The organism is Micromonospora sp. WMMD723 (assembly GCF_049863385.1).
GTDB classification, from domain to species: Bacteria; Actinomycetota; Actinomycetes; order Mycobacteriales; family Micromonosporaceae; genus Micromonospora; species Micromonospora wenchangensis.
Map to the genome: position 1 here is coordinate 2,627,216 of NZ_JBMKNR010000001.1, position 13,219 is coordinate 2,640,434.

12 protein-coding genes are annotated in these 13,219 nt (G+C 74.7%); 9 read left to right on the plus strand and 3 right to left on the minus strand.

Annotated elements, in window-relative coordinates; translation table 11 throughout:
- Positions 1 to 34: 34 nt before the first annotated feature.
- Complete coding sequence (locus ACN261_RS11970) at positions 35 to 598, minus strand: hypothetical protein (RefSeq protein WP_425850052.1); 564 nt, start codon at positions 596 to 598, stop codon at positions 35 to 37.
- An 89-nt stretch (positions 599 to 687) separates the two neighbouring features.
- On the opposite strand from ACN261_RS11970, the gene ACN261_RS11975 reads away from it, so the two are divergent.
- The 9 genes from ACN261_RS11975 to ACN261_RS12015 all read left to right on the plus strand — a co-directional run bounded on the left by ACN261_RS11975 (position 688) and on the right by ACN261_RS12015 (position 11,305).
- The gene (locus tag ACN261_RS11975; protein ID WP_421485247.1) at positions 688 to 1,932 is read left to right on the plus strand and encodes a hypothetical protein; all 1,245 of its coding nucleotides are present in this window, start codon (positions 688 to 690) and stop codon (positions 1,930 to 1,932) included.
- Positions 1,933 to 1,958: 26 nt separating this feature from the next.
- On the plus strand, positions 1,959 to 2,615 hold the full coding sequence (locus ACN261_RS11980) for an ABC transporter ATP-binding protein (RefSeq protein WP_088643779.1): 657 nt from the start codon (positions 1,959 to 1,961) through the stop codon (positions 2,613 to 2,615).
- Positions 2,612 to 3,871 carry an ABC transporter permease gene (locus ACN261_RS11985; RefSeq protein WP_421485248.1) on the plus strand — a complete coding sequence of 420 codons (1,260 nt, stop codon included), beginning with the start codon at positions 2,612 to 2,614 and terminating at the stop codon, positions 3,869 to 3,871. Before ACN261_RS11980 ends, ACN261_RS11985 begins: the two co-directional genes overlap by 4 nt.
- 610 nt (positions 3,872 to 4,481) lie before the next feature.
- Positions 4,482 to 5,801 (plus strand): cellulose binding domain-containing protein, encoded by a 1,320-nt coding sequence (locus ACN261_RS11990; RefSeq protein WP_425850055.1) that lies wholly within the window; start codon positions 4,482 to 4,484, stop codon positions 5,799 to 5,801.
- Between the two features lie 226 nt (positions 5,802 to 6,027).
- Positions 6,028 to 7,659 (plus strand): ABC transporter substrate-binding protein, encoded by a 1,632-nt coding sequence (locus ACN261_RS11995; RefSeq protein WP_425850058.1) that lies wholly within the window; start codon positions 6,028 to 6,030, stop codon positions 7,657 to 7,659.
- Positions 7,656 to 8,669, plus strand: a complete 1,014-nt coding sequence (locus ACN261_RS12000; RefSeq protein WP_421485254.1) for an ABC transporter permease — start codon at positions 7,656 to 7,658, stop codon at positions 8,667 to 8,669. Before ACN261_RS11995 ends, ACN261_RS12000 begins: the two co-directional genes overlap by 4 nt.
- A complete protein-coding gene (locus ACN261_RS12005) occupies positions 8,662 to 9,561 on the plus strand; it encodes an ABC transporter permease (protein ID WP_421485255.1) in 900 nt (299 codons plus the stop codon). Before ACN261_RS12000 ends, ACN261_RS12005 begins: the two co-directional genes overlap by 8 nt.
- Positions 9,558 to 10,565 (plus strand): ABC transporter ATP-binding protein, encoded by a 1,008-nt coding sequence (locus ACN261_RS12010; RefSeq protein ID WP_421485257.1) that lies wholly within the window; start codon positions 9,558 to 9,560, stop codon positions 10,563 to 10,565. The genes ACN261_RS12005 and ACN261_RS12010 overlap by 4 nt, the downstream gene beginning before the upstream one ends.
- On the plus strand, positions 10,562 to 11,305 hold the full coding sequence (locus tag ACN261_RS12015) for an ABC transporter ATP-binding protein (RefSeq protein WP_425850061.1): 744 nt from the start codon (positions 10,562 to 10,564) through the stop codon (positions 11,303 to 11,305). Before ACN261_RS12010 ends, ACN261_RS12015 begins: the two co-directional genes overlap by 4 nt.
- On the opposite strand, the gene ACN261_RS12020 is transcribed toward ACN261_RS12015, so the two are convergent.
- A complete protein-coding gene (locus ACN261_RS12020) occupies positions 11,274 to 11,939 on the minus strand; it encodes a response regulator (protein WP_421485260.1) in 666 nt (221 codons plus the stop codon). The genes ACN261_RS12015 and ACN261_RS12020 overlap by 32 nt on opposite strands.
- Positions 11,927 to 13,216, minus strand: coding sequence for a sensor histidine kinase (locus tag ACN261_RS12025; protein WP_425850065.1), 1,290 nt, complete (start codon positions 13,214 to 13,216; stop codon positions 11,927 to 11,929). Before ACN261_RS12025 ends, ACN261_RS12020 begins: the two co-directional genes overlap by 13 nt.
- Positions 13,217 to 13,219: the final 3 nt, after the last annotated feature.

The following is a 13,219-nucleotide window of genomic DNA, read 5'->3' on the forward strand; positions in this document are numbered from 1 at the left end:
GGATGTCGTGCAGGTGGATCGCCCGACGCCCAGGTCACCGCCGGAACGCCTCCCGCCGGCACGCCGTCATCTTGGGCGACTGGAAGTCACCGTTCGGGCCGACCTCGGTGATGCCGAACTCGCCGTCCTCGTCGGGCGCGGTCAACCGGTAACCGGCCTGCTCGGCGCACTGGTACCACTCGCGCTGGTTGTCGCGGAACGCCGCGTTGTCCGTACGCTTCTGGCGCTCCTCGAAGAACTCCGGCTCCGTCGACCGGCAGGCCGCCCGGACCCGCTTCGCCTTCGGGTCGTTCTGGCTCTCCTTCCAGATCACGCTCCGGCCGTCCTCGTAGCCGGGTCCGCCCTCCTTCGCCACACACCGTCCCCAGGCCGCCCGCAGGGCCTCGATCTCGTCGTTGGTGGCGTCGAGGGGGATCACCGGACGCCGGTCCTCGACGTCGGCGGGACCGGTGGCGCGGGTGGTCGGGCTCTGCACCGAGGCCACCCGCGAGCCGTCGGCCCGGTCGTCGGTCGGTGCGGCGGAACAACCGGCGAGCAGACAACCGACCACCAGCGCCGGTACGGCGAAGCGGACCATGGTGAGGAACGTGTGCGACATGCTGCCCACGATCGGGGCGTGATGTCAGGAACCCGTGTGGATTCGGCGGACCTGACAGGTTTCTGAAGAACCGTCGCCATGCTCGCGGTGTGTCAACAGAACAGTCACCAGCGCAGAGCCCACCGCGCCGTACCGGTCGACGCGTCGTCGTCCCGGCCGTGCTGACCCTGGTGGTGGCGGTCGTCGCCAGCGGCGTCGTCTGGTCCGTCCACCGTGCTCCGGCCACGGCCGGCGGGAACCCGCCGGTCCCGGTGCAGACCACCACCGTCGTACGGACCGACCTCGCCACCACCGTGTCGCTGACCGGCACCCTCGGATACGGGCGGGCGGAACCGGTGAAGGGTGGCCGGAGCGGGACGGTCACCTGGCTGCCCCCGGCCGGCGCGACGGTGACCCGGGGCAGGCAGCTCTACCGGATCGACGACCAGCCGGTGCCGCTGTTCTACGGCGGCCTGCCGCTCTACCGCGACCTGGCCGAACCCGGCACGGTCGGCCGCGACGTGCGGGTCGTCGCCACCAACCTCAAGGCGCTGGGGTACGAGATCGGCTACCAGCCCGTGCCGGGGGAGAAGGTCTCCCGGCCGGTGAAGCCCGCCACCTCCACCCCGCCCACCGGGCAGCAGGCGGCACCGGAGCAGGACAGGGGCACCTCCGGGCAGGGCGCGGCGGCACCCACGCCGACGGCCGCCGCCCCGGCCCGGGTCGTCGTCCGCAAGGGCGAGGGGGTGCTGACCGGCTCGCTGATGCGGGCCATCAAGCGCTGGCAGCAGGACGCCGAACTGCCGGTGACCGGCCGGATCGCCGTCGGCGACGTGGCCGTGCTGCCCGGCGCGGTCCGGGTCGACGCCGTCACCGCGCTGCGCGGGGACCCCGCCGAGACGCCGCTGTTGACCGTCACCCCGACCGCGAAGGTGATCACCGTCCAGGCCGAGGTGGCCGAGGCCGGCACCATCCAGCGGGGCGACCGGGTGACGGTCACGCTGCCGGGCGACAAGACCGTCGACGGCACCGTCTCGGCGGTCGCCACCGCCGTCACCCAGGACGACTCCGGCCCGACCGGCACGCCGAAGCGGGCCGTCACGGTGACCGTGGACGACGACCTGACCGGGATCGACGCCGCCGACGTGCAGGTCGACCTGGCCGGCGAGACCCGGGAGGGCGTCCTCGCCGTACCGGTCGGCGCGCTGGTGGCGCTCAGTGAGGGCGGCTACGCGCTGCAACTGGCCGACGGTGGACGGTTCGTCGCCGTCACCACCGGCATGTTCGCCAAGGGCATGGTCGAGGTCTCCGGCGACGGGATCACCGAGGATCTCGCGGTGGTGACCGCCTCGTGACCGTGCTGGCCGTACGCGACGCCGCCATGCGCTACCCGGGTGGGGTCACCGCCCTCGCCGGCGTCTCGCTCGACATCACCGAGGGCGAGATGCTGGCCATCGTCGGCCCGTCCGGCTCCGGCAAGTCGACCCTGCTGCACATCATGGGCACGCTGGACCGGCCGACCTCCGGCACGGTGCATCTCGGCGGCCTCGACGTGGCCGGGCTCTCCGACCGGCAGTTGTCCGCGCTGCGCGGGCGCTGGCTGGGCTTCGTCTTCCAGCAGTTCCACCTCACCGCCGGGCTCACCGCAGCCGAGAACGTCGCCACCGGCCTGCTCTACGCCGGGGTGCCCCGCCGGGACCGCCGGCCGCTGGCCCTCGCGGCGCTGGACCGGGTCGGCCTGGCGCACCGCGTCACCCACCTGCCGCACCAGCTCTCCGGCGGGGAACGGCAGCGGGTGGCGATCGCCCGCGCCCTGGTCCACCAGCCCGCGCTGCTGCTCGCCGACGAACCCACCGGCGCGCTGGACACCCGTACCGGCCAGGCCGTCCTGGAACTGCTGTACCGGCTGCACGCCGAGGGGACCACCATCGCCGTGATCACCCACGACCGGGACATCGCCGCCCGCCTGCCCCGCCGGGTGGAGCTGCGCGACGGCCACCTGGTCGCCGACTCCGGCCGGGTGGTGACGCCCCGATGAGCACACCCACCACCGGGGGTACGCCGCACCGGGCGCATCCGGGTACGGCCCGCGAGGCCGCCCGGCCGGTCCGGCTGGCCGTGACCGACCTGCTCGGGCTGGGGCTGCTCGGCATCCGTACCCGGCGCACCCGGGCCGCGCTGTCGGCGCTCGGCATCGCCATCGGGATCGCCACCATGATCGTGGTGACCGGCATCCCGGCCTCCAGCCAGGCCCAGCTCATGCGGGAACTGTCCGCGCTCGGCACCAACATGCTGGAGGTGCGGGCGCTGCCCGACCAGGACCCGCCGGCGCTGCTGCCGAAGGAGTCGACCGCCATGGTCCGGCGGGTGGGCCCGGTGACCAGCATCAGCGCGGTCGCCAACACCCACCGGCTGGTCCGCCGCTCCGACCGTACCGACCCCGAGGACGGCTCCGGCCTGACGGTGCTGGCCAGCCAGCTCGACCTGCTCCCGATCATCAACGCCCGGGTCCAGCACGGAAGCTGGCTCACCCCGGCGACGGCGCGCTTCCCCACCGTGGTGCTCGGCGCGGTCGCGGCGGCCCGGCTGGGCGTGCGCGACGTGCCCGCCGGGGACGGGCCCGGCCAGCAGGTGATGATCGGCGACAGGTGGTTCACCGTGGTCGGCATCCTGGCCGCCGTCCCGCTGCTGCCGGACATCGACAGGTCGGTGCTGGTCGGCTGGCCGGCCGCGCAGTCCGAGCTGGGCTTCGACGGGCATCCCACGGTGCTCTACGTCCGGTCGCTGGAGCCGGCGGTGGAGCAGGTCCGGGCGGTGCTGCCCGAGACGGTCAACCCGCAGAGCCCGGCCGACGTGCTGGTCAGCCGCCCCTCCGACGCGCTGGCCGCGAAGCGCGCCACCGAGAACGCCTTCTCGGCGCTGTTTCTGGCCCTGGCGGCGGTGGCGCTGCTGGTGGGTGGGATCGGGGTGGCCAACACGATGGTCATCTCGGTGCTGGAACGACGGGCCGAGATCGGTCTGCGGCGTGCGCTCGGCGCCCACCGGGGGCAGATCCGTGGCCAGTTCCTCACCGAGTCGGTGGCCCTGGCGTCGCTGGGCGGGGTCGTCGGGACGCTGCTCGGGCTGGCCGTCACCGCCGGCTACGCCGCGTACCACCAGTGGCCGGTGGTGGTCCCGCTCGCCTCGACGTTGGCCGGGCTGGGCGGTGCGGCGGTGGTGGGCGTGGTGGCCGGCGTCTACCCGTCGATGCGGGCCGCCGCCCTGCCGCCGACCGAGGCGCTCGCCAGCATCTGAGCCGGGCCGGCGGCGGGGTCCGGCCACCGGTCCGGACCCCGCCGCCCGGTCGGGCGTCCTCCCGACCGGGCTGGTGTCGCAGCGGACAGCCGGGTGGCCCGCGCCCGGCTGTCCGTCGCCGTTAACGGTCACATCAGTCGACCGGCCGGCTCCAGAAAGTTACGAGCCGACACCTCCGATAGTTTCGACGTCGGCTGCCGGTCGCGGGGCCGGTCGGCCCGTCCCGGCGCAGGTCAGCCCCCGCCGCCGACGGATCGGTCGAGGATGCGCCCGCAGCTGACGCCGCCCGTCCGGTTGAGCATGTTATCGATAACCTGCTATCTTTCGGCCGGGAGCGAAGGGCACGTCTCCCGTCGTCGGAGTCCGTTGGCAGCGGCACACGAGGGCACCCCTCGCGCCGCCCTGCCGGTCGACGACCAGATCCGGGCCGCTCCACCGAGCCGTCGTGCCGTCCGCGCCGAACGGGCGCGTCCGCCCACCCGAGTCGCCCCACCCGGGCGAGGAGACGGGGTGCGAGTGTCCACCGCATCCTGCCGTCCCCGCCGGCCAGCGCCGGGTCGACTCCGCGTATCACCACCGGGACACCAGACCCATGGCAAGGAGCCAAGCAATGGTCAGACACAGACACCTACTCCCGACCATCGCCGCCGCGGCCGTCCTGCTCGCGGCGACCGTCGGCGGCGCGCTGAACGGCGGTCTCTCCGCGACGGCGGAGGCGGCGACGAACGGCACCCTCGCGGCGACGGCGGGCTGCGGCAAGGCCCCCACGTTGAGCAACGGGACGCGCACGATCACCAGCAGCGGGCAGAACCGCAGCTACATCCTGCGGCTGCCGGACGGCTACGACCGCAACCGCCAGTACCGGCTGGTGGTCGGCTTCCACTGGTTGAACGGCTCGGCGCAGAACGTCTCCTCGGCCGGCTACTACGGCCTGCTGCCGCTGTCCAACAACAGCACCATCTTCGTCGCCCCGCAGGGCATCGACGCGGGTTGGGCCAACACCAACGGCCGGGACCTGACCCTCTTCGACGACATCCTCCGGCAGGTCGAGAACGACCTGTGCGTGGACACCACCCAGCGGTTCGTGCTGGGCTGGAGCTACGGCGGCGCGATGAGCTACGCGGTGGCCTGTGCCCGGCCCACCGTCGTGCGTGCGGTCGCCGTGCTGTCCGGTGCCCAGCTCAGCGGCTGCAACGGCGGCACCCAGCCGGTGCCGTACTTCGGCATCCACGGCACCCACGACAGCGTGCTGAACATCTCGATGGGTCGGTCGCTGCGCGACACGTTCGTCCGGAACAACGGGTGCACCGCGCAGAGCCCGCGCGAGCCGGGTCTCAACACCTTCACCCACATCACCACCGTCTACTCGGGCTGCCGTTCCGGCTTCCCGGTGCAGTGGGCCGCGTTCGACGGTGACCACACCCCCAGCCCGGTCGACGGGTCGGGCACCCCCAACGACTCGCGGACCTGGACCTCGGGCGAGATCTGGCGCTTCTTCAGCCAGTTCCAGTCCACCACGCCGCCGACCACGCCCCCGCCGACGACCGCTCCGCCGACGACCCCGCCGCCCACCACCGCCCCGCCGACCACGCCTCCGCCGACCACCCCGCCGCCCACCAGCGGGCCCGGCGGCTGCACCGCCACCTACAAGGCGGTCAACAGCTGGCCCGGCGGTTTCCAGGGCGAGGTCACCGTGGCCAACACCAGCTCCGGCGCGATCACCGGCTGGGCCGTGGGCCTGAGCCTGGGCAGCGGCCAGGCGATCAGCAGCGTCTGGAACGGCGTCAATACCGGCACCACCGGCAACGTCACCGTCCGCAACGCCGCCTACAACGGCGCGCTCGCGCCCAACGGCTCGACCACCTTCGGGTTCACCGCCACCGGCAACGGCACCCCGCCGCCCGGCAACGTCACCTGCGCCATCTCCTGACCACGGACGCCTCAGGGCCCGGAGCCGCCTCGGCTCCGGGCCCGCCGTCCGTTCCGGGTCCGGTCGGTGTCGCGGGCCTGTCGAACGGGTGGGCGCGGCGGGTCTTATTGCCAAGAACTGGCAATTACGCGATAGTGGCAGCAGTGGCGGGTACCCGGGCCTGCGATGATCCCACCTGGCCCGAGTGCCCGCCGCTGCGTCGATCCACGACCCGAGGGAGCTGCCGGTGGGGCCCAAGCGCACGGACGGAATCTCCCCGGAGCACGTCACGTCCCGGTCCGTACGCCTGCCGGCGTTGCTCGGCATCGCCCTGGCCGTCGTCGCCGGCTGCGCGTCCCCGACGCCGTCGTCGACCGGCCGCACCGGCGACGGCCCGGTCGTGGTGGCCACCGCGGGTGAGCCCGACACCCTCAACCCGGTGCTCAACTACGGCCCCGACGGCGCGTCGCTGATCTTCGACGGGCTGGTCGCCCGGGACGCCCGCAACCAGCTCGTGCCGGCCCTGGCGCGGGAACTGCCGACGGTGTCGGCGGACGGCCGGACGGTCACGGCGACCCTGCGCGAGGGGGTGCTGTTCCACGACGGCAGCCCGCTCACCGCCCGGGACGTCGTCTTCACCTACCAGGCGGTGCTGGACCCGAAGGTCGACTCCACGCTCCGCTCCGACCTCGACATGCTCGCCTCCGTCGCCGCCCCCGACCCGGGCACCGTGGTGTTCACCCTGAAGCACCCGTACGCGCCGTTCGTGCAGCGGCTGGCGCTGGGCATCGTGCCGGCGAAGGCGTTCGAGGGGCAGGACGTCAACACGGCGGAGTTCAACCGCAGGCCGATCGGCACCGGGCCGTACCGGATGACGTCCTGGACGCCGGGGGACCGGCTGGTGCTGGCGGCGAACGAGCGGTACTGGGGTGGCAAACCGGCGAACCCGGGCGTGGTGGTGGCGTTCGTCGCCGACGACAACGTCCGCGCCCAGCGGATGCGGGCCGGCGAGTTCGACGCGGCCGAACTGCCGCCGAAGCTGGCGACCGCATTCGACGGCCAGGCCGGTCAGCAGGTACGCAAGGTCCCCACCGCCGACTACCGGGGCGTGATGCTGCCGATGGGCAACCCCGTCCTGGGCGACCTGGCGGTCCGCCGGGCGTTGCACGCGGCGGTGGACCGGCAGGCCATGGTGACCGGGGTGCTCGGCGGGGCGGGGGAGCCGGCGTTCGGCCCGGTGCCGCCCACCTCCGAGTTCGCCGAGCCGTCGGTCACCGGGCGGCCCACCGCCGACCGGGCCGCCGCCACCGCGATCCTCGACGCCGCCGGCTGGACCCCGGGCCCGGACGGCATCCGCGCCAAAGCCGGGCGGCAGGCCGCGTTCACGCTGATGTACCCGGCCACCGACAGCCTGCGCAAGGAACTGGCCCTGGCGTTCACCGCCGACGCCAGGAAGATCGGTGTCGCGGTCACCCCGCAGGGCCTCACCTGGGACGCGATCACCCCCCGGATGAAGACCGACGCGCTGGTCATGGGGTACGGCACCCCGTACGACCCGGACTTCGTCTCGTTCAAGCTGTTCGGTTCCGCCTTCGCCGGGCAGGGCTTCTTCAACCCCGGCTCCTACCGGTCCGCCACCGTCGACGCCGCCCTGCAGGCCGGCCGGGACACCACCGACCCGGCCGCCCGACGGGCCGCGTACGCCACCTTCCAGAAGCAGCTCGCCGCCGACGTGCCGTGGGTGTTCCTCACCTACCTGCAACACACCTACGTGGTGCGCGACACCGTGACCGGGGTGACGCCCCGGGTCGAGCCGCACGAACACGACGTCGCCAACAGCCTCTGGTGGAACGTGCACACCTGGGAGAAGACGTCGTGACGGCACCGGCACCGCCGCCGGTCCATCGTCGACGGCTGGCCGGGGCCGGGGTCATGATCCGCCGCCGGCTGCTGGTCGCCGTACCGGTGCTCGCCGCGACCAGCATGGGCATGTTCGCCCTCGGCGCTGCCTCCCCGATCGACCCGGCGCAGCAGTACGCGGGCGCGGCGGCCTTCACCACCAGCGAGGAGAACCTCGCGCAGCTCCGCGCGAACTGGGGCGTCGACGACCCGCTGCCGGTGCAGTACGCCCGCTGGGTGGGCAACCTGCTGCGCGGCGACCTCGGCTGGTCCACCAGCCGCCACGAGCCGGTCACCTCGGTGCTGGCCGCCCGCGCCGGCTGGACCCTGCTGCTCGTCGGCCTGGCCCTCGCCCTCGTCCTGGTGGCCAGCGTGCTGCTGGGCACCCTGGCGGCGTACCGGCGCGGTGGCGTCTTCGACCGCGCCCTGCGGTCCGTCGCGTACGCCGTGCAGTCGATGCCGGTGTTCTGGATCGGGCTGGCCGCGATCGCCGTGTTCGCCCTCACCCTGGGCTGGCTGCCCGCCGGTGGGCTCACCGACATCACCGCGACCGGCACCGACCCGGCCGACGTGGCCCGGCACCTGGTGCTGCCGGTGGCCGTGCTGGCGATCTCCCAGGCCCCGTGGTTCGTGCTGTTCGTCAGGGACGCCGTCGCCGAGAGCCTGCGCGACGACCACGTGCTGGCCGCCCGCGCCCGGGGGCTGCCCGGCCGTACCGTCCTGTTCGGCCACGCGCTGCGCACCGCGCTGCTGCCCTTCCTCACCCTGGTCGGCACCCACCTGCCTGAACTCGTCGGCGGCGCGGTGCTGGTGGAGACCGTGTTCTCGCTGCCCGGCCTCGGTGCGGTCACCGTCGAGGCGGCGTTGGGCGCCGACTTCCCGCTGCTGGCCGCCACCACCCTGGCCACCACCGTGGTGGTGCTGGCCGCGAACCTGGCCACCGACCTCGGCTACGCCGCCGCCGACCCCCGGGTACGTCTCGATGACTGACCTCGCCCGACCACCGGCCGCCCCGCCCGCCCGACGCCTGCCGCCGCGCCGGCCGGCCATCCTGCTGCGGGGTGGACGGGCCGGCGCGGGGGTGGCCGCCGCCGTGCTCGTCGTCGCGGTCGTCGCCTGCCTGCTCGCCCCCCTGCTGTGGCCGCTGGACCAGAGTGCCGTCGACCTCGCCCGGACCCGGCTCGCGCCCTCGCCCGGGCACCTGGCCGGCACCGACGACCTGGGCCGGGACGTGGCCCTGCGCAGCCTCTACGGGCTGCGCGTGTCGCTGCTCGTCGGGGTGGTCGCCGCGCTGGTCGCCACCGTCATCGGTGGTCTCGTCGGCGCGGTCGCCGGCAGCGTCGGCGGGCGCGTCGACCGGGTGCTGATGCGGGTCGTCGACACCGTCGCCGCCCTGCCGCACCTGCTGCTGGGCATCTTCATCGTGGCGATGCTGCGGCCGAGCCTCGGCGCGGTCGTCGCCTCGATCGCGTTGACGCACTGGCTCTCCACCGCCCGGATCGTCCGCTCCGAACTGCTCAGCCTGCGGTCCCGGCCGTTCGTCGACGCCGCGATCTCCGGCGGGGCGGGCCGGGCCCGGGTGCTCATCCGGCACCTGCTGCCGCACGTGCTGCCCCGGCTCGCGCTGGCGACCACGCTGATGGTGCCGCACGCCGTCTGGCACGAGACCGCGCTGTCCTTCCTCGGCCTGGGCCTGCCGCCGCACCTCGCCTCCATCGGCAACATGATCAACGACGGTCAGCGGTCCCTGCTCACCGGCGCGTGGTGGGCCAGCATCGTCCCCGGCCTCGCGCTGGTCGCCGTCACCCTCGCCCTGGCCGTGCTCACCGGCCGCTGGCGGGACCGCCTCGACCCCCGCGTACGGGCGGAGTTGCAGCTGTGACCGCGAGCGCCCCCAGCACCGCGCCCACCGCCGCCGGCCGCCGGCCGGCGTTGCTGACCGTCGACGGGCTGACCGTCCGGTTCCGGCTTCCCGACGCCGTCGTGCACGCCGTCACCGACCTGCGCCTCGACCTGCACGCCGGCGAGCTGCTGGCCGTGGTCGGCGAGTCGGGCTGCGGCAAGTCCGTCCTCGCGCACGCCCTGCTCGGCCTGCTGCCCCGCAACGCCACCGTCACCGGGCACGCCCACCTGCACCCGGCGGACGGCACCCCGGTCGACCTGGTCGCGGCTGGCGAACGGCACCTCGCCCGGCACGTCCGGGGCCGGGTCGTCGGCCTCGTCCCGCAGAGCCCGGCCACCGCCCTCACCCCGGTGCGCACCGGCCGGCGGCTGCTGGAGGAGACCCTGCGCGCCCACGGGCACCCCCGCCGCGGCGTCGCCGACGCCGCCGAGCGGGCCGCCGCCGACGTCGGCCTGCACCCCGCCGACCTCGACCGGTACCCGCACGAGCTGTCCGGGGGGATGGCCCAGCGGCTGGCCACCGCCCTGGCGCTGGCCCCCGACCCGTCGCTGCTGCTCGCCGACGAACCCACCAGCGGCCTCGACCGGCCGCTGGTGGAGCACACCCTGGACCTGCTGCGCCGCCGCTGCGACGCCGGGGCCGCCGTCCTGCTCATCACCCACGACCTCGCCGCCGCCCGCCGCGTCGCCGACACCGTCGCCGTCATGTACGCCAGCCGCGTCGTCGAACACCGGCCCACCCCGGAGCTGTTCGACAGGCCCGCCCACCCCTACACCGCCGGGCTGCTCGACGCCCTGCCCGACCGGGCGTTCACCCCGGTGCCCGGTCACCCGCCGATGCTCACCGACCTGCCCGCCGGCTGCGCGTTCGCCCCCCGCTGCCCCCGGGCCACCGACACCTGCCGTACCCCGCCCCGCCCGACGGCCGCCGGCACCGGGCAGGTCGCCTGCCACCACCCGCTGACCCCCGGAGCCCCGGCATGACGACCACTGCCGACGACCCGACCGGCACCCGACCGACCGCGCCCGCCGGGCTCGCCGCGCACCAGGTCACCGTCCACTACGGCCGGCAGCGCGTCCTCGACCGCGTCGACCTGCACGTCGCTCCCGGTGAGACGGTCGGTCTGCGTGGCCCCTCCGGCAGCGGCAAGTCCACCCTCGCCCGGGTGCTGGCCTTCCTGCACGCCCTGGACGGCGGCCGGATCACCCTCGACGGCGAACCCGTCACCGGGGTCCGGCACCGGCTGCCCGCCGCCGTCCGGACCCGGGTGGCGATCCTGTTCCAGAGCCCCCGCGCCGCCAGCGACCCCCGGTTGAGCCTGGCCGACCTGATCGCCGAACCGCTGCGCGCCACCGGGACGCCGGCCGGGCAGGTGACCGCCCGGACGGCCGAGCTGGCCGACCTCGTCGGGCTCACCCCCGACCTGCTCACCCGGCGTCCGCACGCGGTCAGCGACGGGCAGTTGCAACGTGCCTGCCTGGCCCGCGCCCTCGTGCACCGCCCCGACCACCTGCTCTGCGACGAGGCCACCGCCATGCTCGACGCCTCCACCCAGGCCCACGTCGCCGCCGTCGTCACCGACTACCAGCGTCGGCACCGCGCGGGCGTGCTGCTGATCACCCACGATCCGGCGCTGCTGGCCCGCTGGGCGACCCGGGTGGTGGACCTGCCGGTGCCCGACCCCGCCCCGGCTACCGGCCGGGGCCGGTCCGCAGGTAGGTGAGGACGGCGAGCACCCGGCGGTTGGTGTCGTCGCTGGGCGGCAGGTCGAGCTTGGCCAGGATGTTGCCGACGTGCTTGCCGATCGCCGCCTCGGTGACGTGCAGCCGGGCCGCGATCGCCGCGTTGGAGTGCCCCTCGGCCAGCAGCACCAGCACCTCCCGCTCCCGGGCGGACAGGGCGGCGAGCGGGTCGCGGGGGCGGTGCAGCAGGTGCCGTACCACGTCGGGGTCGATGGCCGTGCCGCCGTCGGTGACCCGACGCAGGGTCGCGGCGAACTCGGCGACGTCGGCGACCCGGTCCTTGAGCAGGTAGCCGACCCGACGGCGGTCCCCGCTGTCGAGCAGCGCCGCGGCGTACCCGGCCTGCACGTGCTGGCTGAGGACCACCACCGCGAGGTGCGGGCGCGCGGCGCGGGCGGTGACGGCGGCCCGTAGCCCGTCGTCGCGGTGCTGCGGCGGCATCCGGATGTCGGTCACCACCAGGTCCGGTTCGTGCGCGTCGACCGCGTCCAGCAGCTCCGGGGCGGAGCCGACGGCGGCGACCACCGCGAAGTCGAACCGGGTCAGCAGGCCGATCATGCCCTCCCGCAGGAGCACCTCGTCCTCGGCGAGCACGACCCGGGTCACCGGGGGCACGGCAGCTCCACCCGCACCAGGGTAGGCCCGCCGGGCGGGCTGTACAGCAGCAGCCGGCCGTCGACGGCGGCGACCCGGTCGGCGAGCCCGGTCAGTCCGCTGCCCCGGGCCGGGTCGGCGTCGCCGCACCCGTCGTCCTCGATCTCCACCACGAGACTGCCGGCGGACCGGGTCAGCCGCACCTCGGCCCGGCCCGCGTGGGCGTGCCGGGCCACGTTGCCCAGGGACTCGGACACCACGAAGTAGGCGGTGGTCTCGACCACCTCCGGCAGCGGCTGCCCGAGGTCGGCGTGGACGTCGACCGGGATGGTGGCCGCCCCGGCCAGTTCCCGGACGGCACCGGCCAGGCCGAGTTCGGTGAGGTGCTGCGGGCGGATGCCCTGCACGATCTGCCGGAGCGTGACCATCAGCCCCTTGGCCTGCTCGTGCGCGACGGCCAACGGCCGGGCGGCGGGGGAGTCGTCGGGCACGTCCAGCCGGGCCAGGCCGAGCTGGAGGGTGAGACTGGTCAGCCGGGGCTGCGCGCCGTCGTGCACGTCCCGCTCGATGCGGCGACGTTCGGCCTCGTACGCGTCGACCAGTCGGGCCCGGGAGCGGGTGACCTCCCGCAGCGCCGTGGTGTCGGCGGACCCGTCGAGCAGCCAACGGGTCGCCGTCGCCTGGCCGGCGGCGAGCAGGACGGCCAGGTACACCAGCGCCGGGACACACAGGACGCCCACGGCCGCGTACGGGATCGCCTGGTGGGGGGTGTCGATCGTGCTCCAGACCACGATGACCGGGTCGTTGCCGCTGGCCAGCCAGGGGCTGGCGATCAGCGTCGCGTCGAGCAGCACGAGCATGAACAACAGCCAGTACGCCAGCGGCACGAGCCCGCCCAGCAGGAAGGTGTGACCGACCTCCCGCCAGGCCGCGGCGCTGGTGTAGCGGGCCGCCAGACCTGTGAACCGGGGGCGGTGCAGCGGTCGCGGGTCGACCAGGCGCAGCCGCCACCGCTCGACCACGGCCACCGCGAGGCTGACGACCGGAGCCGACGCGAGCACCAGCAGGGCGACGACGGTGAGGAACACGACGATGGGCAGCTCGACCGGGCGGTCCTGCCGCACCGTGTTGAGGACGGCCATCAGGGGCGCGCCGACGACGAGCAGCCCGATCGACAGGGGAGCGGCGACCGGCAGGGTGGTGGCGAGGTAGGCCAGCGCCCGCCACGGCCACGGGGAGAGCAGGTGGTCGCGTCGGCGCAGCGCCGCCGCCAGGTGCAGGGGTACGTCCGGGGTCATGGT